This window comes from Oceanobacillus alkalisoli (assembly GCF_022213125.1).
In the GTDB taxonomy this organism is placed as follows: domain Bacteria; phylum Bacillota; class Bacilli; order Bacillales; family Amphibacillaceae; genus Oceanobacillus; species Oceanobacillus alkalisoli.
The window spans coordinates 123,062-146,209 of the sequence record NZ_JAKNRA010000005.1 but is presented as its reverse complement, the minus strand read 5'-3'; the positions used below and the strand labels follow the sequence as shown (position 1 = coordinate 146,209).

General features: G+C 40.5%; 20 protein-coding genes and 1 riboswitch. Of the genes, 18 read left to right on the top strand and 2 right to left on the bottom strand.

Annotation, left to right across the window (positions count from 1 at the left end):
* Positions 1-151 precede the first annotated feature (151 nt).
* From cdaA to L3V42_RS09205, 9 genes are all read left to right on the top strand, one after another.
* On the top strand, positions 152-967 hold the full coding sequence (gene cdaA / locus L3V42_RS09245) for a diadenylate cyclase CdaA (RefSeq protein WP_238471848.1): 816 nt from the start codon (positions 152-154) through the stop codon (positions 965-967).
* Positions 960-2,186: a CdaR family protein gene (locus L3V42_RS09240; protein ID WP_235762955.1), complete on the top strand. Its 1,227-nt coding sequence runs from the start codon at positions 960-962 to the stop codon at positions 2,184-2,186. Before cdaA ends, L3V42_RS09240 begins: the two co-directional genes overlap by 8 nt.
* Positions 2,187-2,234: 48 nt before the next feature.
* The gene (glmM, locus tag L3V42_RS09235) at positions 2,235-3,578 is read left to right on the top strand and encodes a phosphoglucosamine mutase (protein WP_235762954.1); all 1,344 of its coding nucleotides are present in this window, start codon (positions 2,235-2,237) and stop codon (positions 3,576-3,578) included.
* Positions 3,579-3,699: 121 nt separating this feature from the next.
* Positions 3,700-3,886: riboswitch (cobalamin riboswitch) on the top strand.
* 322 nt (positions 3,887-4,208) lie between these two features.
* Positions 4,209-5,201: an ABC transporter substrate-binding protein gene (locus L3V42_RS09230; RefSeq protein ID WP_235762953.1), complete on the top strand. Its 993-nt coding sequence runs from the start codon at positions 4,209-4,211 to the stop codon at positions 5,199-5,201.
* Positions 5,191-6,216 (top strand): FecCD family ABC transporter permease, encoded by a 1,026-nt coding sequence (locus L3V42_RS09225; protein WP_238471847.1) that lies wholly within the window; start codon positions 5,191-5,193, stop codon positions 6,214-6,216. Before L3V42_RS09230 ends, L3V42_RS09225 begins: the two co-directional genes overlap by 11 nt.
* 10 nt (positions 6,217-6,226) lie before the next feature.
* A complete protein-coding gene (locus L3V42_RS09220) occupies positions 6,227-7,711 on the top strand; it encodes an adenosylcobinamide amidohydrolase (RefSeq protein ID WP_235762951.1) in 1,485 nt (494 codons plus the stop codon).
* 48 nt (positions 7,712-7,759) lie between these two features.
* Positions 7,760-8,347: a cob(I)yrinic acid a,c-diamide adenosyltransferase gene (locus tag L3V42_RS09215; RefSeq protein WP_156856589.1), complete on the top strand. Its 588-nt coding sequence runs from the start codon at positions 7,760-7,762 to the stop codon at positions 8,345-8,347.
* Between the two features lie 82 nt (positions 8,348-8,429).
* The gene (trpB, locus tag L3V42_RS09210; protein ID WP_235762950.1) at positions 8,430-9,593 is read left to right on the top strand and encodes a tryptophan synthase subunit beta; all 1,164 of its coding nucleotides are present in this window, start codon (positions 8,430-8,432) and stop codon (positions 9,591-9,593) included.
* Positions 9,594-10,127: 534 nt separating this feature from the next.
* Positions 10,128-11,777, top strand: a complete 1,650-nt coding sequence (locus L3V42_RS09205; protein ID WP_238471846.1) for an SLC13 family permease — start codon at positions 10,128-10,130, stop codon at positions 11,775-11,777.
* Positions 11,778-11,821: 44 nt separating this feature from the next.
* Here L3V42_RS09205 and L3V42_RS09200 read toward each other — a convergent pair whose 3' ends face one another.
* A complete protein-coding gene (locus L3V42_RS09200; RefSeq protein ID WP_238471845.1) occupies positions 11,822-13,027 on the bottom strand; it encodes an MFS transporter in 1,206 nt (401 codons plus the stop codon).
* A 315-nt stretch (positions 13,028-13,342) separates the two neighbouring features.
* Between L3V42_RS09200 and L3V42_RS09195 the strand changes: the two genes are divergently transcribed.
* From L3V42_RS09195 to L3V42_RS09155, 9 genes are all read left to right on the top strand, one after another.
* Complete coding sequence (locus L3V42_RS09195; RefSeq protein ID WP_238471844.1) at positions 13,343-14,140, top strand: SDR family oxidoreductase; 798 nt, start codon at positions 13,343-13,345, stop codon at positions 14,138-14,140.
* 25 nt (positions 14,141-14,165) lie between these two features.
* Complete coding sequence (locus L3V42_RS09190; protein WP_238471843.1) at positions 14,166-16,049, top strand: BglG family transcription antiterminator; 1,884 nt, start codon at positions 14,166-14,168, stop codon at positions 16,047-16,049.
* Positions 16,050-16,052: 3 nt separating this feature from the next.
* Positions 16,053-16,526 (top strand): transcriptional regulator GutM, encoded by a 474-nt coding sequence (locus L3V42_RS09185; RefSeq protein WP_238471842.1) that lies wholly within the window; start codon positions 16,053-16,055, stop codon positions 16,524-16,526.
* A complete protein-coding gene (gene srlA / locus L3V42_RS09180; RefSeq protein ID WP_238471841.1) occupies positions 16,510-17,061 on the top strand; it encodes a PTS glucitol/sorbitol transporter subunit IIC in 552 nt (183 codons plus the stop codon). Before L3V42_RS09185 ends, srlA begins: the two co-directional genes overlap by 17 nt.
* 9 nt (positions 17,062-17,070) lie before the next feature.
* A complete protein-coding gene (srlE, locus tag L3V42_RS09175; RefSeq protein WP_238471840.1) occupies positions 17,071-18,099 on the top strand; it encodes a PTS glucitol/sorbitol transporter subunit IIB in 1,029 nt (342 codons plus the stop codon).
* A gap of 307 nt (positions 18,100-18,406) precedes the next feature.
* Complete coding sequence (locus L3V42_RS09170; protein WP_238471839.1) at positions 18,407-18,760, top strand: PTS glucitol/sorbitol transporter subunit IIA; 354 nt, start codon at positions 18,407-18,409, stop codon at positions 18,758-18,760.
* A gap of 356 nt (positions 18,761-19,116) precedes the next feature.
* Positions 19,117-19,845: a LacI family DNA-binding transcriptional regulator gene (locus L3V42_RS09165; protein ID WP_238471838.1), complete on the top strand. Its 729-nt coding sequence runs from the start codon at positions 19,117-19,119 to the stop codon at positions 19,843-19,845.
* A 47-nt stretch (positions 19,846-19,892) separates the two neighbouring features.
* Entirely contained in the window at positions 19,893-20,672 is a 780-nt protein-coding gene (locus tag L3V42_RS09160; RefSeq protein WP_238471837.1) for a Cof-type HAD-IIB family hydrolase, read from the top strand.
* Between the two features lie 282 nt (positions 20,673-20,954).
* A complete protein-coding gene (locus tag L3V42_RS09155) occupies positions 20,955-22,367 on the top strand; it encodes an MDR family MFS transporter (RefSeq protein ID WP_238471836.1) in 1,413 nt (470 codons plus the stop codon).
* A gap of 120 nt (positions 22,368-22,487) precedes the next feature.
* Here the strand turns inward: L3V42_RS09155 and L3V42_RS09150 are convergent, their stop codons facing one another.
* A complete protein-coding gene (locus L3V42_RS09150) occupies positions 22,488-22,907 on the bottom strand; it encodes a hypothetical protein (protein ID WP_238471835.1) in 420 nt (139 codons plus the stop codon).
* Between the last annotated feature and the right edge of the window lie 241 nt (positions 22,908-23,148).

Sequence of the window (23,148 nt, the reverse complement as noted above, 5' to 3'; positions counted from 1 at the left end):
TTTATATGATATTTTTGGCGGAAAGATAAATATAAATCCTTTCTTACTGTATAAGTGCAACTAATGTTGTCACCGAAAGGCTTGGTGACAACCAAGTTTTCTAAAAAATTAATTATACAATTGCTAATTCATGACTAAAGGACGTGTGACCATGCTCGATGGGGGATTCGACCTGTTAACGATACTTAGAATAACCGTGGACATAGCTCTCATCTGGTATGTGCTGTATAAACTGATGATGCTGGTCCGCGGTACGAAAGCTGTACAATTACTTAAAGGAATTGCCGTCATCTTGGCAATTTGGCTATTGAGTATTGCATTTAACCTCCAGACGGTTCGGTATTTCTCGAACCAATTTATCCAGTGGGGGATTATCGTAATTATTATTTTATTCCAGCCTGAGCTGAGAAGAGCCTTGGAGCAGCTTGGAAGAGGGAGTTTTCTCACAAGAAGTACTAAGTCGAAAGAAGATATGGAAGTGCAAATTGAAGCAATCGTCCAGTCCTCTACTTATATGGCGAAGCGTCGGATTGGAGCACTTATTTCCATTGAAAAGGAGACGGGGATTGGTGAATATGCTGAGACGGGGATTCCCATTAATGGGGAAGTGACTCACCAGTTGCTGACAAATATATTCACACCGAATACTCCGCTTCATGACGGTGCTGTTATTATAAAAAGGGATAAAATTATTGCAGCTGCTTGTTATTTACCGCTATCGGAGAGTCCATTCATTTCTAAGGAACTGGGAACAAGACACAGGGCTGCAATGGGGATCAGTGAAGTAACGGATGCCCTAACGATTGTTGTTTCAGAGGAAACGGGTGCAATATCTTGTACGATAAATGGAAAGCTGCATCGTGATTTATCCGAAGAGGCATTAACGGAATTATTAAATGAACATTTATCCTTGCTTCCCGTAACCCCTGAGAAGACGAAGAAACGGAGGGGGAAAGAAAATGGATAATTGGTTTCAAAGTAAATGGTTTATTCGTATACTGGCGCTTGGTTTTGCCATTACGTTATTTATATTCGTGAATGTGGAATCCAATTCATCCAGCTCTGAATCCTCCATTCCAGGAAGGAATTCACAAACGCAAACAATTGATGATGTTCCTGTAGATATCGATATTAATTCGGATGATTATGTCGTAAGCGGAGTTCCGGAATATGCAACAGTGACATTAGAAGGTTCTCCTGCGATGATTATGCCGGCTGTATTCAATCGTAACTTTTCTGTCTACGTGGACTTAAGGGAACTGGGAGAGGGAAATCATACGGTAGAATTGCAGCATACGGTTTCCGATGATATTCGCGTTTATATTGAGCCGAAAACAATTGAGGTATCGATTGAGGAAAGAGCAAATCAGGAATATCCAATAACAGTGGAATTCTTAAATACAGATCAGTTGCCTCCGGGAGTTGAGGTCGGCGGTTATGAGTTAGACCAATCCAGTGTAAATATTACAACATCCAGAAGAATCATGGAGCAGATTGGTGTCGTTAAAATTTATGTCGATGTGGCCGGACAGGAGACTTCAATTTCAAACCGGGAAGTACCGGTGAATGTGTATGATACACAAGGAAATGAACTGCAAGTCCGCTTGGACCGGGAGTCGGTTGTCGTATCTGTTGATTTCATAAGTCCGAGCAAAGTGGTTCCCATTGATATTGAAACGACCGGCGATGTACCGGAGGACTTTTCCTTGCTGTCTATTTCTGCTAATCTAGATGAGGCTGAAATTTTTGCAGTCAGTGATATTCTCGAACGAATCGAGTCCATTCCAACGGAGAAAATCGACCTATCGGAAATTACGGAGTCTGGAACGATTGATGTTGGATTTGACCTCCCGGATGGTGTAAATACAGGAGAATTGGAAACAATTGAAGTATCTGTTCAAGTAGAAGAAGCACGGGTTCTAGAGGCAATGGCGATTGAGGAAGAAGAACTTGCAAATGGACAAGCTGTAACATATGTCGATCCAAGTGAAGCTGAAATGGATATTACCGTAACAGGAAATGAAACATTCCTCAGGGAGCTTAGCCCTGATGATTTCCGGGTCCTTGTCAACCTGGCAGGGCTCGAGCCGGGGGAACATCTTGTACCAGTGGAAGTAGAATGGAATGAGGTAGAGGATGTAACCGTGACGCCTGAGTTTGAAGAAATTACAGTTGAGATCGAATAAACTTTAAGTAATTGACTTTTAGATGGTTTATTAAAAGGAGAGGTATGAATGAAGAAGTATTTTGGGACCGATGGTGTCAGGGGTGTAGCGAATAAAGATTTAACACCGGAACTTGCCTATCAATTAGGTCGAATCGGCGGATATGTACTGACGAAGGAAAGGGAAAATCCAAAAGTAATCATTGGCAGAGATACACGTATCTCCGGTCATATGCTTGAGGGAGCATTGCTTGCAGGCTTACTTTCCATCGGGGCAGAAGTCATGCGTCTCGGCGTTATCTCTACTCCAGGGGTAGCTTATTTAACGAAATCGATGAGCGCGGATGCAGGAATTATGATTTCTGCGTCTCATAACCCAGTAGAAGATAATGGTATTAAATTCTTCGGTCCGGATGGATTTAAACTGACGGATGAGCAAGAAGCTGAGATTGAAAAGCTTATTGACGCAGAGGATGAACTCCCGCGTCCAGTTGGAGCGAATATCGGGACAGTGAATGCTTATTTCGAAGGCGGGCAGAAGTATATTTCATTCTTGAAAGATACGATTGATAACGACTTTGATGGTCTATCAATTGCTATCGACTGTGCGCATGGTGCGACATCCAGTCTTGCAACCCATCTTTTTGCAGATCTCGAAGCAGATATTTACACGATTGGTGCTTCGCCAAATGGCCTCAACATTAACGATGGTGTAGGCTCGACCCATCCAGAAGCGGTAAGAGAGCTTGTTTTGGAAAAGGGTGCAGATATTGGACTAGCATTTGACGGGGATGGCGACCGTTTAATTGCAGTTGACGAGAAGGGTAAAATCGTTGACGGGGACCAAATTATGTACATTTGCGGTAAATATATGAAGTCCAAAGGTGCGCTTCGTGAAGATACGATTGTTTCAACGGTAATGAGTAATATCGGATTTTATAAGGCACTTGAAGAAAATGGCATGCATAGTGATAAAACAAATGTTGGTGACCGTTACGTCATGGAAGAGATGCGCAGAGGCGGATTTAACCTTGGCGGAGAACAATCCGGCCATATTATTTTCCTTGACTTCATCACGACAGGTGACGGAATGCTATCGGCATTGCAACTTGTGAACGTCATGAAAGATACAGGAAAACCTTTATCTGAACTAGCTGGAGAGATGCAAGTATTCCCGCAAGTCCTGAAAAACGTTAAAGTAACAGATAAGAATGAGGCATTGACCAATCCACTTATATTAGAAGAAATCGACGCCGTGGAAAAAGAGCTCGGTGAATATGGCCGTGTACTCGTGCGTCCATCCGGAACGGAGCCACTCGTCCGGGTAATGGTCGAGGCAGAAACAGAGGAAGCATGTAATAAATATGCTGACCGTGTTGTCACTTTAATTGAGGATTTACTTGGTTTACAATAATGGATTAAAACTGCTTTCTGTTATGGAAGCAGTTTTTTGTATTGTCATCTTGCCTTATAATTAGATAAAAAGATGACTTTCACATAAAAAAAGTGTACGATATGAGATAGATTCAATTGAAAATGATATGCAAAGAATAGGTGGATTCGATTGCTGAATTCTTAAAAGGGAAGTTGGTGTAAGTCCAACGCGGTCCCGCCACTGTAAGTGCGAATGAGCTGTAAATACCACTGTGCGATAGATGCATGGGAAGGTGCAGCAGAGTGATGAGCATGAGCCAGGAGACCTGCCTATTCTGTAACGCCAGCACTACGAGGATAGTCAGGTGATGGGTCTATATGGATGTATAACCTATTTACTGAAGCATCTTCACACTGTGTGAGGTGCTTTTTTATATGAATAGGAAACTATAAAGCAAAAATGCTGTGGATAACTTGAATTCCCGGCGATAGCCACGTCCGGCTCCAGCGCCCAGCAACTGACAAACTTCACACTCCTCCAATCGATAAGTCAACATCGGCTCCTTACGTCGCCGTGTTTCCTTTATCTCATTCCGGAGTGCTCCAGTTTGTACGTTGCTAAACGGGCGCTTGCGCCTTTGTTCATGAATTTATTATTGGAGGAATGGAAATGAAGAGATTATGGCAAGGTTTGCTGCTCGCGTTCTTACTTAGTCTGCTAGTTGCTTGCGGACAAGGTGCGACAGACAATGAGGATGCAACTGGAAATACAGATAAAGAGGAAGCGACTGAAGAAGAGTCAACGAACGATAATCATTATCCGCTGACACTCACAGATGCTATAGACAATGAAATAACACTTGAGGAAGAACCAGAACGGATTGTTTCATTGATTCCGAGCAATACCGAAATCGCGTTTGCTTTAGGACAAGGGGAAAAGGTGGTCGGTGTGTCGGATCATGATAATTACCCGGAAGAAGTACAAGATATTGAAAAAATCGGTGGCATGGAATTGAATGTGGAGCGGATCATTAGTCTTGACCCGGATATTGTCCTTGCGCATGAATTGGGAGTGAGCAGTGCCCAGGAGGCATTCGAACAACTTGAAGCTGCGGGTGTCCAAGTTTTTGTTGTTCAAGATGCACAGGATATTGCGAGCACATACGAAACGATTGAAATCGTTGGACAAGTTATTGGAACTGATCAGGAAGCAGAAGAATTAATGACAGAAATGGAAGCAGAATTTGAAGAAATTCGAGAGCTTACATCCGAGATATCTGAGGAAGATGTACAGACAGTTTTCTTTGAAAATTCTCCTGCACCGGACATTTACACAGCAGGACAGCATACGTTTATCCACGAACTGTTAGAAATGATTCATGCTGAAAATGCTGCAGCCGAACATGAAGGCTGGCTGGCGCTTGATCCAGAGGAAATCATTGAATTGAATCCCGATGTAATCATCACTTCTTACGGCGCATATATTGAAAATCCGGAAGAAGAAGTGCTTTCGAGAAGTGGCTTTGATGTAGTAGAAGCCGTTGCAAATGAAAGAGTTTACGACATTGATGCTGATTTAATTACACGTTCTGGTCCGAGACTCACGGAAGGTGCAAGGGAACTAGCTGAAGCTGTTTATCCGGAGCTGTTTGATGAAGAGTAATGCAATAAAATATGGTATTTCTTGTGCGCTTCTCATTGGTGCAATGCTATTTGCCATTTCGATTGGGAGTGTATCTGTCCCGATCCTTGATATTGTCAAAGTGATTGGCAGCGAGGCTTTTCGGTTGCCGGTTGGTGATGATGTTGATCCGATGTATGTAAGTATTGTATATGAGATTCGCTTGCCAAGGGTACTGTTGGCGGGACTTGTGGGGGCATCGCTTGCGATTGCGGGAGCGGCCTTCCAAGGCTTATTAAGAAATCCGCTCGCGGAGCCCTATATCCTTGGAGTATCTTCAGGAGCATCAGTTGGTGCTGTTGCGACATTGTTTTTCGGAATCTCGCTACCGGTTATCGGGATGTATACTTTGCCATTTTTGAGCATTATCACAGCCTTAACAACCATTTTAATTGTACTTTACTTTGCACGTAAAATTGACCGGACGATGCGGGTAGAAACGATTATTCTTACGGGAATTATTTTCAGCGCGTTTTTAGGTTCGATTATTTCATTAATTATCGCGTTGACAGGCGATGAATTGCAGCAGATTATCGGCTGGATGCTTGGCAGTGTATCGATGCGGGGCTTTCGCTATGTTGGAATCATTCTTCCTTTCTTTATTCTTGGCTCCTTCATTTTATTAATGAATGCAAAAGAACTGAATGCAATGTCGCTTGGCGAAGAGAGGGCACAGCATTTAGGCGTTGATGTCGGCAAGCGGAAGTTGCTAATTCTTATTGCGGGTTCTATCCTCACTGGAGCAGCGGTTGCCGTATCCGGGACAATTGGCTTTGTCGGTTTAGTTATCCCTCATTTAACTAGAAAGCTATGGGGTTCTGATCATGTCCATTTGTTGCCGTTGTCGATGATTATTGGAGCGAGCTTTCTTATATTGACCGATTTATTATCGCGGACAATTATCTCACCTCAAGTATTGCCTGTCGGAGTGATTACAGCTTTAGTAGGTGCACCGGTATTTGCGATAATATTAATTAAACAACGGAGAAGAAGTTGAGAGGTGAACCATGCTTTTAATTAAAAATGCCTCGGGTGGCTATGATGGCGAGGAGATTGTAAAAAACATTAGTTTTTCCGTAAATGAAGGGGAGTTTTTTGGAATTCTAGGACCGAATGGCAGTGGGAAGACAACTTTAATCAATATGATTAGTGGACTGCTCGATCTGCAACAGGGAAAAATTGAAGTAGCGGGGAGAAACATTGCCGATTACTCTAAGAAAGAATTAGCTAGGAAAATCGCCGTCTTACCCCAACTCACTCCCCAAGTTTTTCCTTATACAGTAAAAGAAATGGTGTCACTTGGTCGTTATGCGCATCATAGCGGGTTGTTCCGATCATGGACAAAAGAAGATGAGGAAATCGTTCAGCGTGTCATGCGGCAAACGAACATCCTCGAATTTGCGGACACCTCGGTGATGGAACATTCTGGAGGAGAACAGCAGAGAATATTCCTGGCCCAAGCTCTCGTGCAGCAACCGAAAGTTCTTCTCTTGGACGAACCAACTAACCATCTTGATTTAGCTTATCAAAAAGAATTGCTTGATTTGCTCAGAAAAAGTGCAAAAGAAAAGGGCCTCACAGTCGTGGCGATTTTGCATGACTTAAACCTTGCGAGCCTTTATTGTGATCGCCTGCTTTTAATGGACGAGGGCGAAGCAAAAGCGTTGGAAAATCCAGATGAAGTGCTTTCTGAAGAACTGATTAACTCGGTGTTCGATACAGAGGTCATTAAGCAGGCCCACTCTAAAATTGCCAAGCCACAGCTGCATTTAATGCCAAGCAAGAAGACGTGGCAGGCAAAAAAACTGTGGTCAATTGATGAAACAAACCTTTCTTTTAGTACAGAGCAAATCGTACTCCATTCAGATCTGCCGGTGAAAACGATATCCTCTGGTATCGTTGGCGCAGGGATTGGCTGGTATAAATACTTTGTCAATCGGCATGTCGATGAGAATTATTATTGTAATGATCACCGGAAGGAAATGCGAACTTATTTAAAAGGGCGAGGTTTCCCGCCGGCTCAGACGGTTGGAATGATGACGGCAATTGTCTTGGAAGATTACAGTTATGGTATTTATGAGGGTAATGGTTTTTCAATCTTAGTTGTTGTGACAGCGAGTGTTGGAAATGCGGTGGACAGCTCACGAGCAAAGCCGCTTGTTGGTCCAGTTGCTCCGGGAACGATTAATACATGGGTTTTTGTAAATGGCAGTTTAACGGAAGAAGCCTTTATCCAGGCAACGATCACGGCAACGGAGGCAAAGGCTCAAGTGTTAAGAGACCTCGCTATTCAAGACCGGAAGACAGGTACGGTCGCAACAGGAACTCCTACAGACAGTATTTTAATTGCCGCAACCCAACAAGGGAAGGAATTAGATTACGCTGGAACCGCGACAGAGTTAGGTGCTCTAATAGGAAATGCTGTTTATCAAGAAATGAAGCAGGCCATTTCCAAAACATTAAATAGGAAAAAAGCAGCTGAACAGGGGTAAATCAAACGTTTGCTTGAGAGTATAAAAACAAAAAAAGGAGCGATTCATTTGAGACTGTATACAAGGGCTGGCGACAAAGGAAAGACCGCGTTAATAGGTGGAATGACGACGAAGGATGATATTCGGGTGGAAGCTTACGGATCAATTGATGAAACGAATTCTTTTGTAGGTCTTGCGGTAGCTGGGCTCAATAAGAATAAAGAACCGTTCAAAGACCTCATTGCTGATTTGAAAAAAATTCAGCATGAATTATTTGACTGCGGAACTGAGCTTTCTAATGTATCGAAAAAAGAACGTCCTCACGAGCTTTCTGAAGATATGATTACGTATTTGGAAGAGAGAATGGATGTCTTAATAGACGAGGCACCAGAGCTTGAACGATTTATTCTCCCAGGCGGAACGGAGGCCGCTGCATATTTACACGTTGCGAGAACAGTGGCAAGAAGAGCGGAAAGACAGATTGTAAAACTTTATCAGCGGGAAGAAGATTTAGATCCAATTCCGTTAAAGTATATGAATCGATTATCTGATTATTTCTTTGCAGCAGCCCGTGTAGTTAATTCTCGCCTGCAAGTTGCAGATGTGGAGTATGCCCGCAGTGCAAGGGTTTTTCGTGGCAGTAATAAGAAAAAGTGAAGTTATAATACAATCTTGAATTATTTCATTTTTCATTTATAATGAAGAGAATCTTGAAATTTCATGTAGGAGATGAGTAGAGTTGAGTAAAGAGAATGTAGCAGAGAAAGGTTACTTTGGTGATTTCGGAGGAAGCTTTGTCCCAGAAGATTTGAAGGATATTTTAGACGGAATTGGTGTAGCTTTTGAGAAATATAAGGATGATCCTGAATTTCTTGAGGAATACCGGTATTATTTGAAAGAGTATGTTGGACGCGAGAATCCACTAACCCTTGCGAAAAATCTGACTGAAAAAGTTGGTGGGGCTAAAATTTATTTGAAGCGTGAAGACTTGAATCATACAGGGGCCCATAAAATTAATAATGTGCTCGGACAGATTCTTTTAGCGAAGAGAACCGGTGCAGAGCGGATTATAGCGGAAACTGGAGCAGGTCAGCATGGTGTTGCGACAGCGACTGCTTGTGCGATGGTCGGACTGCCGTGCACGATTTATATGGGTAAAAAAGATACTGAAAGACAACGCTTGAATGTATTCCGGATGGAACTCCTCGGGGCTGAAGTCGTAGCTGTCGATAAAGGGTGGGGACGTCTGAAGGAAGCGGTGGATGAAGCATTTGCTGATCTTGTCGCTAATCACGAAACGACCTTTTATTTAATCGGTTCGGCAGTAGGGCCATATCCATATCCCGAGATGGTAAAATATTTCCAATCTATCATCAGCGAAGAATCGAAACGTCAGATTCTGGCGAAGGAAGGTAAACTCCCTGCAGCTGTCGTCGCTTGTGTTGGTGGCGGAAGTAATGCAATCGGTGCTTTCGCTCATTACATTGATGAAGACTCTGTACGACTGATTGGTGTGGAACCTGCTGAGGCAGCTTCCATTTCGAAAGGGAAGCCAGCAGTATTCCATGGTTATCGTTCCTTAACGTTATTAGATGAGGATGGTGAAGCATTGCCAACCGACTCGATTGCAGCTGGGCTCGATTACCAAGGTGTCGGTCCAGAGCATAGTCATCTGCATGCTATCGGCCGCGGGGAGTATGTGAGTGTGACCGGCGAAGAAGCATTGGAAGCTTTTCAAGAGTTATCGAAAACAGAAGGAATCATCCCTGCACTTGAAAGCTCCCATGCAGTAAGTCATGCGATTCAGCTTGCGAAAGAGCTCGGGCAGGATGATGTGATTATCGTGAATCTTTCTGGCCGGGGTGATAAAGACGTGGAGCAAGTATTTGAGATGTTGAAATAGAATAGTGGATTGGGAGAAAAGAGCATGGATATCGTTGTGTGCTCTTTTTTGTTTTTACGCTCATATTAGCAATGAAGGATGGGCTTTGGCTGTTTATAAGTGCTGTAAACGCCGGGATGAGCAGTGTCTCTATTTCCTCGGTCGTTTATAGGTGCTCTAATCTACCGAATGAACGGCGTCTCTTATTTTCCGGTTGTTTATAAGTGCTTTAATCTACCGAATAAGCAGCGTACCCCATCTCTCGGTTGTTTACAAGTCCTCAAATCACCTGAAGAAGCAGTGACTCTCTAGCTCCTGTCGTTTACAACCATTCTAATTTCTTGAGCTTTGTATAATCCATGTTTTTCAGTAGATTCACATACCATAGATCGCTATTTTCTAATAAAATCATTCTGTTATATATCAATATAAATGTTATAAAACAATCAACGGAGTGTGTGCGAGACTTGATTACCGGCTGATATACAACAACTTGCTTTTTATAAAAAATACATTTAAACTAGATTTATATTTTTATATAAAAGGAGGAGCATCATGATCTCAGCAACTTGGGGTTGGCTTTGGGAAAAGCATGATCAAGTGAAAGACATGTTTCGTTTTTTCGTGAAGCCGGGAGACGCAATAGAGAAAAATAAAGTGAAAAAACCAGACGTAACAAAGAGTGGCTACGGGGGAAAAGGAAATGGCGGAAAGCGACCGTACACGAATGCCCAGATAACTGGTCTGATTCTAGGACCGCTATTATTTATTCTTCTTAAATTCATCTTAACCTTTGACGGATTATCTAGTGAGGGACAAGCAATTCTTGCAAGTACCGCTTGGATTGCAACATGGTGGGTTACCGAAGCCATTCCGATACCAGCAACATCCTTGCTCCCGATCATCTTATTCCCATTGGCAGGTGGGCTGGATATGAAAGCCACGACGTCAGCTTATGGAAATGATACGATCTTCTTATTTCTTGGCGGGTTTGTTTTAGCATTAGCGATGGAAAGATGGAATTTGCACCGAAGAATTGCAATCAATATCATATCTGTTATGGGGACGAGACCAGACCGGATTGTGCTAGGGTTTATGGTAGCTACCGGTTTTCTTTCCATGTGGATTTCCAATACCGCAACAGCGATGATGATGATTCCTATTGGGCTGGCAATTACGTATCAAGTACAAGATGCTTTGAAAGATAATCCGAAAGTCGATACGTCAAAAGGGAATTTCTCCTTTGGAAAAGCAATTATGCTTGGGATTGGTTATTCCGCTTCAATTGGTGGGATGGCGACTCTTATTGGAACGCCGCCAAACGCAATCTTAGCTGGCACGCTTCGTGAACTATTCGGTTATGAAATTTCCTTTGCGAGCTGGATGCTATTTGGGGTTCCATTTGCTTGGAGTTTACTATTCTTCGCTTGGTTTTATTTAACGAAAATGGCATTCCCTACAGTGTTAAAAGATTTGCCGGGCGGGAAAGCAATATTCGATCAAGAGAAAGAGAAGCTTGGGAAAGCTTCCTATGAGGAGAAAGCTGTTTTCATCGTTTTTGTTCTAACAGCGCTTTCTTGGATTACCCGTACTTTCGTTCTGGAAAAAATCAATCCGAATATTGATGATACAGTAATTGCAATTCTTGCTGCTGTTGTCCTATTCTTGATTCCAGCGAAGAGTTCAAAAGCAAGTCATATTATGGATTGGTCTAGTGCAGTGAAACTACCTTGGGGCGTCCTGCTTCTTTTTGGTGGAGGTCTATCGATTGCAGCAGGCTTCACAACTTCCGGATTATCAGAATGGATTGGGTCTCAGTTGAACGGTCTTCAGGGCGTTCAGATCATATTAATTATTTTAGCTGTAACGGCTCTTGTTAACGCACTTACTGAAGTTACATCCAACACAGCAACTGCAACAATGATGTATCCGATTATGGCGGCACTTGCTCTTGCAGTGGATGTCCATCCACTCGTGTTAATGGTTGCAGCAGGACTTTCTGCATCTTGCGCATTCATGCTGCCAGTTGCTACACCGCCGAACGCAGTTGTCTTTGGGACAGGTTACATGCGGATTGCTGATATGGCAAAAGCTGGATTCCTCTTGAATGTCGCGTCAATTGTTTTAATTACTTTAATTAGTTATTACATTCTTCCAATAGCACTGGGTATTGATATTACCGTTTTCCCGGACAGCTTTAAATAATAATAAAAAAGAGACGGATAAACAAATCCATCTCTTTTTTACTATCAACCTTGCATACTTCTATTTTCAGTTCGCTTCTGATAGATCATAACCAATCCCAAGTACGCGGTTGGTAAGATTCCAGCAAAGATTATAATTGCATCCCAGCCAGCAAGATTCCAAAGCGGTCCGACTGCGGTACTTCCCATACTGACACCAATATAATAAGCAACTAAATAAAGACTCGCGGCACTTCCTTTATGATGCGTAGCCTGTTCTGCAACGGTACTTGCTGTTAACGAGTGTGCAGTGAAGAACCCTAAACACATTACACATAATCCGACAATGATAATTGGTAGCGGGGGACTTAGTGTAAGGGATATTCCAAAGGACAACACCAAGATTCCTGCTATCCGCACAGGCCTCAGACCGAATATTCCAGCTAACCAACCAGCAAACGGTGCTCCGAAGACACCAAATCCATAGGCAAAAAACATATAGGAAATTGTTTTCACAGATAATGAATAAGGCTCCGCTTCCAGATGGAATGGTAAAAATGTCCACACAGAAGTGAAGGCTAGCTGCAAAATGACTCCCATCCCAATAACGGTTAGCAGCTTTGGATTTTTAAAGTGAACGAGCATTCCTTCGATGTCTCTACGGAAAGAGAGATCACTTGGTTGAAAAAAGCGTGATTTAGGCAGGAATATGAAAACGAGTACCACGACAATCAAACCCAACCCAGCAAAACTGTAAAAAGCGACTTCCCAGGTAAAACGATCGGACAAGTAACCCGCCATCACTCTTCCAACCATCCCGCCGAGTGCGTTACTCGCTATATATAATGCTGTGGCAACTCCAATGTGGGACCGGTCAATTTCTTCATTAATATACGCCAAAGCAGCAGCTGGGAGCCCTGCTAACGTAAACCCTTGAATGAATCTTAGTATGACGATAAGTGAAAAGGCATCCAACAGTGGAATGAAGAAAAAAGGGATGATAGCTATAATCAATGAATACTTGATAAAAGCGACCCTACCCAATCTGTCGGATAAAAAGCCGATTACAATGAGTCCAATAATCAGACCGATGACCGGCAAAGAAAATGTTAAGGTTGCTTCGGATACTGTTACATTAAATTCCCTGACAAATAAAGGCAGGAGTGGCTGGACGGCATAGAGGCTCGCAAAGACAAAGAATGAAGCAAGCGCGAGGCTAATTGTAATCCGCCAAAAAGAGCTATCTTTTATGGTGTGTTTTTTGAGTTTCATTATTATGCACTTCCTTATGTAGATCAACATGGTTGTCTTGCAATCTATTATAGCGCATATTGAAACAAATATTTATTGAAAGAATACAAAAACGAAGTCTGATCGAAGGCCAGACTTCGTTTTTGTATATGCAATTATTGGTTTCCCGCAGTCAGAACAAGGAAGTTATACCAAAAAGAATAATAACTTTTCCATATCTCCCCCGTTAAACTCGTTAATTCTCCTTTTTCAGGAATCTGCATAAAACTACAAATTAATTGTGAAAGCGGTTAGATATATAATGAATACATAAGAAGGAAACAAGGAGGAACATTCATGACAAATAATTGGTTAGATATTGATAATAAAGTAATCATTGTGACGGGTGGATCATCGGGGATTGGTAGACAGATTGTCCATACGCTATTGGATAACGGGGCGATTGTATATAACGCAGATTTACGTGATAACCCAATAGATCATCCGAAGTATTATTTTAGAGAGACGAATGTTGCGTTAGAGGAAGAGGTTCGGAGCACAGTAACGTCTATTATAAATGAACAATCCCAAATTGATGTATTGGTGAATAATGCAGGGATTAATTTGCCAAGACTGTTAGTAGATGCAAAGCAGGAAAAACCTGAATACGAGATTAATATGAAAGAGCTTGATTTAATGTTCGATGTCAATCTCAAAGGACCTGTTCTCTTCAGTCAGGAAGTGTCTCGTTATTTTGTCCAAGTGAACAAAGGTGTTATTATTAATGTTTCCAGTGAAGCTGGTCAAGAAGGTTCTGAAGGACAAAGTGTTTATTCAGCAACTAAAGCCGCGTTAATTAACTTCACAAGAAGCTGGGCAAAGGAATTAGGAAAGCACAATATCCGCGTCGTTGCCATTGCACCGGGAATTATAGAAGAAACAGGACTTCGAACCGAAGAGTATGAACAAGCATTAGCATATACTCGAAATACAACGGTTGATCAATTAAATGGAGATTATTCTAAGTCAATTCCAATTCGCCGCATTGGTAAGCTAACGGAAATTGCCGATTTAGTATGCTACCTAAGTTCTGAGAAATCAAGCTATATCACTGGAACAACCATTAATATCTCTGGAGGGAAATCGAGAGGTTAACCTTCAACATAATGGAGGAGGAGCTATGAAGCTTAATCAAAAGCATTTGAAGATAGTTGAAATGCTTATTCAGGAAAGTATTGCAGCAGAAAAATTTTCCCATCTAGTGAATATATCGCAAAGAACGTTATCAAATTATGTAGCACATATTAATGATTATTTTGAGGGCGCTTCTCAAATTTTGAAAGAATATCATATTTTTTCACTGATAATTTACGACGAGGAGAGATTTGTAGATAGATTAACAGACCTCCGACAAGGAATAAAAAGCAATGAGGAAGAATTAAATGATAGGCTTGATGCTATTTTTCATCATTTATTAAAATATAAACAAAGTACGATTGATGATATTTCAGAGGAACTGTTTTTAAGCAAAAGTGTTATAAATAATCTCTTGACGGATTTGAAGCATAAACTACAATCTTATCGACTGGATATTAAAGGAGTACAAAATGTTGGCCTACGTCTTGAAGGAAACGAATTCACTATTCGCAAAGTGCTTATAGAACAACTGCCTACTCGCTATCAAGACATATATGTGCCGTTGCAAATCGAACAGCACTTAGAAAGTTTGAAGAAGAAGTTTAATATAGATGAATCTTCCTTTTCAAGAGTAAGACTGGCTACACAGGTTACTCTTTCCCGGATTGATGATGGTTACCTGATAGAAGAAGATTTAGATATTGACAGGCAAGTATTTGAATCCAGGGATTTTAAAAGCTTTCAACGACTAAAAGAAGACATTGCGGATCTTTATTCCATAGAAAATCCAAATCAAGAAATCCTTCTTATTGTACTCCAATTACTTGGCCGTAGGGCTTCCATAATTGATGACATGATAAATGACCGTGAGCAATCTATGTTGAAGCGGATTATTAAACAAACGATTAAGGATATCAATTACTATTACACCATTAAAATTGATAAAGCAATGTTTAGTAAGGACATTCAATTGCATATTAAGTATTTAATTAATCGATTGATTTTTGACGTTAAAGTAAACAACAACTTAGTCGAAGATGTACAACAACGTTTCCCCTTTGCTTATGAATTATCCAAAGTATTAGCAGAGAATATAAAAAAAGAAATTAAGATGGATCTACCAATTAGTGAGTTAGGATTCCTATCATTATATTTCAGTGTTTACTTGGAGCAGCTGGATCAGCGCATTCGAGGCATTCAGTCGGTTGCGATTATTACAAATGAGGGCCTAAGTACGGCAAAAGTTTTACAGACTAATTTACAAAAGATCTTCGGTACCCATATAGAAATCGCTGTCTTTAACGAAGATGCCTTAGAAAGTGAGAGCATTAAAGAATTTGACTTGATTATCTCTACGATTTGGACGAGCCGTTTGTTTAATAAAGTAGTCTATATTGAGAATATCTTAGATACACAATTAATGAAATTAAAAATTGAACAATTCTTGGTTTATAAAGACGTAAGGAATAAAAAGCTGTTTAATCAAAGTGTCATTGTGGATTTTATTGAGAGAAAAGATTTCTATCATATAGATCAGCCGGGCAATTACCAGGATGTGATTCGCTTTCTATCGGAGGAATTAGTTCGCGAAGGAAAAGTAGATAACACATTCACGAAAAAAATTATCGCCCGTGAACAAGTTAAGTCGACTGTGATGGGTAAGTTAGGCTTTCCTCACGTGAGTCATAATCAACATGGGATATTTATCAAAGCTGCTCTAATAGATGTTCCATTATATGATTATCCAGATGTTAAAATTGTTGTCCTATTAGCAACCCCCGATCAAGCAGGTAACGAGGCAGCTCTTATTAGATTATACGAGGAAATATTAACGATAAGTACAAATAGTTATATCCTCGAAAAAATGACGAAAGATACAAATTATGCAGCATTTGCACATACTTTAAATCAGGAAATGAGGAAATAGTATATGTTTTTCATTCTACTTATTGTAATTTTAGCTGTTGGTTTTGTTGTTCAATATTTATTTGGTTTTGTGCAAATCAAACATTTCACAAAGCATTATACCGAGCTTAGAGAGGATGGAAGGGTAGCAATTGGAAGAAGACCAGCCATTATACGAGCGGGAACCCTTGTATTGCTGCAATTAAATAATAAAAACGAAATCGAAGAAGCCCGCTATATGCAAGGAGTAACGGTGTTTTCCCGATTTAAACAATTGAAAGGGTTGGAAGGAAAGAAGATAAATAAACTTCGGAAGGAAGATCTTGTAAGTTATAACAAGTTGCTTACAAGAGCGCTTATCGATGCGCAACAAACCTTTAAAATCGTACAAGCAGGTGGAGAGGTGGAACAGATTCCTTCACCAATGATGAAAGTTGTAAAGAAAGTAAATAGTATGTTCACAAAGAAAGGGGCAAAGAAACATGGAGTTCATAGTTAAATTTGCAGAGGGTTTTATCAACCTATTTCAAACAGGTGCAGATACATTTATAGATTGGATGGGTTCTATTGTTCCACTAGTTTTAATGTTACTCATTGCGATGAATACGGTTATTCAATTAATCGGAGAACAACGTATGAATAAGATTGCTCAAAAATCAGCAGGAAACCCATTGCTAAGATATATGGTGCTACCATTTTTAGGTTCCTTTATGCTAGCAAACCCGATGGTGCACTCGTTAGGTAGATTTATGCCGGAAAAATATAAACCAAGTTATTTTGCTTCCGCAGCACAATTTGCACATACAAGTAACGGTATTTTTCCTCATATTAACCCAGCAGAATTGTTTATCTTCTTAGGTATTGCCAATGGGGTCCAACAACTTGGATTACCCATGACGGACTTGGCAATTCGCTATTTATTAGTAGGTCTAGTCATGAACTTTATTGGCGGTTGGATTACCGACCTAACGACCAGCTATGTAGAAAAGCAACAAAAAGTTAAATTAAGTAAAAAAGTAAACGTAGAGGGGTAGGTGTGAGCTATGAATAAAAAAGTTAAAATCGTCAAAGGCTCCGGTGGCTTTGGTGGTCCGTTAGTACTTGGCGTTGATGGTAAAAAAGATAAAGTTATGTATGTAACAGGGGGCCATAAACCTGCCATTGTAGATAAAATTTGTGAGATTACTGGCGCATCTGCGGTCAATGGATTTGAAACATCTGTCCCAGAAGATGAAATCATGGTAGCTATTATAGATTGCGGGGGCACATTACGGTGTGGTATTTACCCTCAAAAAGGTATTCCAACGGTTAATATTATGGCAACAGGAAAAAGTGGCCCACTAAGACAGCATATTACTGAAGATATTTACGTATCTAATGTGGATGTTGATCAAGTAAGCGTTGCAGGAGAAGAAGAGACTGCCACTAACCAAGCAAATGCAGATGTCTCTGCAACTCCGGCTGCTGCAGAATCGAAAACAGAGCAAAAAGCAGTTTACTCCAAAGACAAGAAAATTATGGAGACAAGAGCAGAAGAAGAAAACAAGAGTTTGCTTACAAAAATAGGTTTAGCAGCAGGAAAAGTTATTAATACATTCTATCAAGCTGCCCGTGATGCAGTCGAAACCATGCTACACACTGTGATTCCTTTTATGGGATTTGTTGCTTTGCTAATTGGAATTATTCAAGGTTCCGGCATCGGTGATATATTCGCTGATATTATGTCTCCGCTTGCAGGAAATATCTGGGGGCTGATGGTCATTGGCTTTATTTGTTCATTGCCGTTTCTAAGTCCGTTGCTTGGACCTGGAGGCGTTATCGGACAAGTATTAGGAACATTAATTGGTGTTGAAATAGGTAAAGGGAATATTCCTCCTAATCTAGCATTACCTGCCTTATTTGCAATCAACACACAAAACGCTGCTGACTTTATCCCTGTTGGTTTAGGTTTAGCAGAAGCAGAAACAAAAACGATTGAAGTAGGTGTACCATCTGTCTTGTATTCTAGATTCTTAAATGGTGTGCCGAGGGTGTTTGTCGCATGGCTCGCGAGCTATGGCTTATATAAATAAATTTAAAATCATATTTAAAGGTGATAAAGAGAAACAGGTCGACTGAAATAGCAACAACTTAAGAACCTTGTTATACAATGAATTGTGCGACCCAATAACAACTAATCTATCAATGCGAATGTGTTTGAATCCCAAAGTTTAATGAAGTGACATTTTTGTATGCTGCTCCAGACAAACTGACATGTCTACAAAAGGACTGAAAACATTTACCCACACACCGTTGATAGTCTTAATAATATTTTTGTCTGTATCGTCTTTATCAATCTATTTTAACAAATTAAATACTAACTTAGGAGAGTGTTTTAACATGTATCAAACGACAATTAAAAATATCGGAAATGACGCGAAAGCATTTGAGGCGGAAAAGATGATGATCTTGTTTGGTGATAATGCACCAAGTGAATTAGCTGATTTTTGCTATATTATAGATGTATTATCTGTTGATGAAGATATTACAGAAGAGCACATATTAAAACTGGATAATGTTCCTTATCGTATTACAAGTGTTGGTGACGCAGTTAGAAAGAACTTAAATGATTTAGGTCATATCACACTCAAATTCGATGGAAGTACTACAGCAGAACAGCCGGGTACTCTTTATTTAGAGGACAAAGAGATTGCTGATATAAATCCAGGTAGCACAATTACGATTGAAAAATAATGCCTTTCCCCAGCGCCTAGGTTTAACTTTAGGTGCTGGGGTTTTTAGTTACTATTATTGGCAACCAACGAATGTGTTTAAAGAAACAAAAGCTGATAACCGTTACGCCTAAAAGAATGTCACGCCGATATTCTATCAGCTTTTGTCAAAGGAGACGAATAAGTCTCCTTCTGACTAAACCTTATCTTATGAAACGCTTTTCAGAGCAAGGATTATTTATCCATAAACCAAGAACGCTCGTGATTTCAGTTCTGAGATGTTCAAAATAGTGGTAACAGATTGACATGAAATGCATTTCATAGCTTATACTAGAATTAATTCTTTCGTTGCAAGTACTTATGGGGCAGGGTGAGTAAATGGCAAATATTAAAGATTTGGCCGAAATGGCAGGGGTGTCCGTCACAACTGTTTCTCGGGTGTTAAATAATCACCCCTATGTTAGCGCTGGGAAAAGAAAAGCTGTTGAAGAAGCGATTAAAGCAACGAATTACCAAAAGAATATAAATGCGGTTCATTTAAGCAGAGGTAAAACAATGTTGATTGGTGTGGTTCTCCCCTTTTCCGATCATTCCTATTTTTCTCTGATATTGATAACAAATCAGGCAATGAGAGAGAATTATAAAATCGTATTGTTCCAAACGGGGTATAAAAAGGAAAGAGAGATAGAAGCATTGCAATTGTTAAAGCAAAAGCAAATTGATGCATTGATTATTTGTTCAAGGGCAAGTGAGTTGTCCATTATAGAAAAGCATACACCGTATGGTCCAATTATTTTATGCGAAGATGTTCGAAGTAAGATTATCGACCAAATACAAAGAATAGAAAAACCGCCGACTGCCATGTTGGTAACAAGTGAACAAGTTGCGGCAGGTATGATTATAAGTAGTCAGCGGAATGAACTATCCATCCCAGCGGATTTAGCTATTATTGGCTTTAATAACGAGCCGATTGCTGGGATAATGGATATAACGACCATTGAAATTCCATTAACGGAAATGGGGAAAACCCTTTTTCGGCAAGTGTTAGATGAAAAGGTATCCCATCAGGAGTTTAAGGAGAAGTTGATTGAAAGAGGGACAGTATGAAATAATTGGTCTTAAATAAATATGCAAGGTGAAAGGAAGACAAGAGAATGATAGAAAAAAGCGTAATTTTCTTTGATATAGATGGTACATTGCTTGATCATAACAAAGAGTTGCCATCTACAGCAAAAGAAGCGATATTTCAACTGAAGGAAAAAGGGCATGTAATCGCAATCGCTACAGGACGGGCTCCATTTATGTATGCTGATTTGCGGGAAGAATTGGGGATTGATTCCTACGTGAGTTATAACGGACAATACGTTGTTTTAGAAGGGGAAGTGATTTATACTAATCCTTTAAACAAGTATTCTCTGTTAAACTTTACAGAAGCAGCCCTACATAATGATCATCCCGTTGTGTATATGGATCATGAAGATATGCGGGCAAATGTCCCAGAACATCCGTATATTAATGAAAGTATTGCCAGTTTAAAAATTAAGCAATTCCCAACACATGGCCCTCATTATTATAAAGATCGTGCGCTGTACCAAACATTGCTATTTTGTGCAGAAGGAGAGGAAAAACAGTATGAAAGGGAATTTAAAGACTTTGATTTTGTAAGATGGCATCCTGTATCGGTAGACGTCGTTCCAAAGGGCGGATCGAAGGCCATAGGAATTGAAAAGATGGTTGAAAAACTTGGGATCCCGCGCGAAAGACAATATGCCTTTGGTGATGGATTGAACGATTTGGAAATGTTAAGTTCGATTGAAAATGGAGTGGCGATGGGAAATGCAGAAGAAGTGATAAAATCAGCTGCAAAGTATGTTACCCGTTCTGTTGATGATGACGGAATCGTTCATGGTCTGAAGATGGTGGGTTTGCTGTAATAGGTTATTGAAAATGCAAGGGGGTTTGTTCCTTGCATAAAAAATGAGCCCGCAACTTAAAAGGTAAGTTGCGGGCTATTCGTATGGAATGAAATTTTATATTTTGAGTCAAAGTCTTCCTCGGCTTCCCTTGAAGCGAGATTGCTAGAAATGATGCTTCTTACCTTTCAAATAGGTGGGAAATAGGATATGATAGATAATTGTCATAATAAAAGTAATTTATAATGCCTTTTATCCTGCTTTTTGGATCTGCACTTATAGATAGAATGAGGTAGATATAGAATGATATCCCAAACTTATAATAGAAAGCCAATTGTTGCCTTGTTATTGGCTGGGGCATTTATTTCAATACTAAATCAGACAACGATGATTACAGCAATTCCTCCGATTATGGCAGAAATGCATGTCAGTGCAAATACAGCCCAGTGGTTAACAACCGTTTTTATGCTCGTCAATGGTGTGATGATTCCCGTTACAGCCTTCTTGATTGAACGCTTTTCAACACGGCAGCTCTTTATTTCTGCAATGAGCATTTTTGCCTTTGGAACACTGATAGCAGGAATCGCGCCAGGCTTTAGCGTTCTTATACTTGGCCGGATTATTCAGTCAGCGGGTGCCGGAATTATGATGCCACTGATGCAAACGGTCTTTTTATTAATTTATCCGATTCATAAGCGCGGTGCAGCGATGGGGCTCGTGGGCTTGGTTATCCAATTTGCTCCGGCCATCGGTCCTGTTTTGTCCGGTTGGCTAATTAGTGCTTATTCCTGGCGTGTTATGTTCTTTGTCATTTTACCTATTGCCCTTTTGCTTATTGGCATTGGTACGCGTGCTATGAAAAATGTTACAGAACTGACCCGGCCAAAAGTAGATATTTTATCTATTATCCTATCCTCATTTGGTTTTGGAGGATTGCTTTATGGCTTCACCAGTGCAGGAAATTTCGGCTGGGGACATATTATAACCATTAGCACCTTAAGTCTAGGTGTGATTGCTTTGGTTCTGTTTATCGTGCGGCAACTGCGACTAACTCATCCGATGCTGGAATTTAGAGTATTTAAATACCCTGTTTTTACATTGACGACCGGTATTGGGGCGCTCGCATTTGTAGGTCTAATTGGGATTGAAACATTAATCCCGCTTTATATGCAAAATATGCGTGGCTTTACAGCGATGGAGTCAGGACTAGCGATTTTACCCGGGGCGCTCGTTATGGGTTTGATGTCACCGATTACGGGACGTATTTTTGATAGAATTGGAGCCAAGTGGCTGGCAGTAACGGGATTAATCATCATGACACTTACGACATTCCCTTTTGTAATCCTTACGTCTTCTACTTCGTTTGCTTATCTCACAATCTATTATGCTATTCGTATGTTTGGACTTTCGATGGTGATGATGCCTGTGACAACAGCTGGATTGAACCAATTACCTAATCGGTTAATCGCACATGGGACCGCGATGAATAATACCATGCGCCAGGTCTCTGCTTCAATTGGAACGGCAATTCTTGTGACGATCATGACCACAACGGGGGAGGAAGCGAGGCAGGATCCGTCGATTGTAAACCCAATGATTCATGGTGTGAATGTTGCCTTTATCGTGATCACAATGCTTTCCATTGTTGGGCTCATTTTGTCCTTTTTTATCAAAAAAACCTACCCACCTGAGGAAACAGGCGAATCGGACGCGTAAAAATAGCGGCAAGAAGGTAAATTTCAGTTATTTGACGAGAGATTATGAAAGGAAAAGCGTTGCAATACACAAGTCGTTCTTGCATGGTTACGTGACAGACCAAATGTAGATTCAATCGTCTTAGCTGCGAGAAATAAAGAACAGTTGATTATATAGGAAGTCATACGGTAACCTATTTGAAAGAATAGGGGGAAGACGACCGGGATGGAAGTAGCGGACACTTTCCGTATTACCAATAACGATAAATTCTGCTTCTTTTTCTTCTTGAATTGGCACTACAATTTCTTGAATCATCGCCGCAGGATTCTCCGATTGAAAAGTTTTTCTTAATTCGGGAATAGTTGAGACCGTCTTCGCAACATGGAGTGCCCGCTTTCCTACTTGATCCTCAGTTGTATTAGAGATAAAGGTATGGAGAAAGAACGAAAAGACAATAAAGATACTAATAATCAAAATGCTGATTAAGGCTATCATTTTCGCCTTTAAATTAAACCGGATTTTTGGCTGATTTTGTTTAGGTTGATGAGGAATTGGATTCATTGTTTTGACTCCATCTCTCTTAGGTATATTTGTATTATATAAGTTGCACTAAATATCTCATTAAAGATTGTCCTAGCAATTACGAGTTGGCAGGGGACCCTTATGAGACAAAAAAGGCTCTGAATCTGTGAAATTGTCTTATAGATGTATGCTATTAGACATAATCGTCACTAAGTTAAGGAATCTGTCTCATAGAAGCGTTCTATCAGACAAAATTGACTCTAACTCCACGCGACTGTCT

What these genes read in the sequence shown, in the direction of transcription:
- glmM (WP_235762954.1), top strand. Translation starts at nt 2,235, where the DNA reads ATGAAGAAGTATTTTGGGACCGATGGTGTCAGGGGTGTAGCGAATAAA.
- L3V42_RS09205 (WP_238471846.1), top strand. Translation starts at nt 10,128, where the DNA reads ATGATCTCAGCAACTTGGGGTTGGCTTTGGGAAAAGCATGATCAAGTG.
- L3V42_RS09200 (WP_238471845.1), bottom strand. Translation starts at nt 13,027, where the DNA reads ATGAAACTCAAAAAACACACCATAAAAGATAGCTCTTTTTGGCGGATT.
- L3V42_RS09220 (WP_235762951.1), top strand. Translation starts at nt 6,227, where the DNA reads ATGCTTTTAATTAAAAATGCCTCGGGTGGCTATGATGGCGAGGAGATT.
- L3V42_RS09185 (WP_238471842.1), top strand. Translation starts at nt 16,053, where the DNA reads ATGTTTTTCATTCTACTTATTGTAATTTTAGCTGTTGGTTTTGTTGTT.
- L3V42_RS09190 (WP_238471843.1), top strand. Translation starts at nt 14,166, where the DNA reads ATGAAGCTTAATCAAAAGCATTTGAAGATAGTTGAAATGCTTATTCAG.
- L3V42_RS09195 (WP_238471844.1), top strand. Translation starts at nt 13,343, where the DNA reads ATGACAAATAATTGGTTAGATATTGATAATAAAGTAATCATTGTGACG.
- srlA (WP_238471841.1), top strand. Translation starts at nt 16,510, where the DNA reads ATGGAGTTCATAGTTAAATTTGCAGAGGGTTTTATCAACCTATTTCAA.
- srlE (WP_238471840.1), top strand. Translation starts at nt 17,071, where the DNA reads ATGAATAAAAAAGTTAAAATCGTCAAAGGCTCCGGTGGCTTTGGTGGT.
- L3V42_RS09225 (WP_238471847.1), top strand. Translation starts at nt 5,191, where the DNA reads ATGAAGAGTAATGCAATAAAATATGGTATTTCTTGTGCGCTTCTCATT.
- cdaA (WP_238471848.1), top strand. Translation starts at nt 152, where the DNA reads ATGCTCGATGGGGGATTCGACCTGTTAACGATACTTAGAATAACCGTG.
- L3V42_RS09170 (WP_238471839.1), top strand. Translation starts at nt 18,407, where the DNA reads ATGTATCAAACGACAATTAAAAATATCGGAAATGACGCGAAAGCATTT.
- L3V42_RS09150 (WP_238471835.1), bottom strand. Translation starts at nt 22,907, where the DNA reads ATGAATCCAATTCCTCATCAACCTAAACAAAATCAGCCAAAAATCCGG.
- L3V42_RS09160 (WP_238471837.1), top strand. Translation starts at nt 19,893, where the DNA reads ATGATAGAAAAAAGCGTAATTTTCTTTGATATAGATGGTACATTGCTT.
- L3V42_RS09240 (WP_235762955.1), top strand. Translation starts at nt 960, where the DNA reads ATGGATAATTGGTTTCAAAGTAAATGGTTTATTCGTATACTGGCGCTT.
- L3V42_RS09155 (WP_238471836.1), top strand. Translation starts at nt 20,955, where the DNA reads ATGATATCCCAAACTTATAATAGAAAGCCAATTGTTGCCTTGTTATTG.
- L3V42_RS09165 (WP_238471838.1), top strand. Translation starts at nt 19,117, where the DNA reads ATGGCAAATATTAAAGATTTGGCCGAAATGGCAGGGGTGTCCGTCACA.
- L3V42_RS09230 (WP_235762953.1), top strand. Translation starts at nt 4,209, where the DNA reads ATGAAGAGATTATGGCAAGGTTTGCTGCTCGCGTTCTTACTTAGTCTG.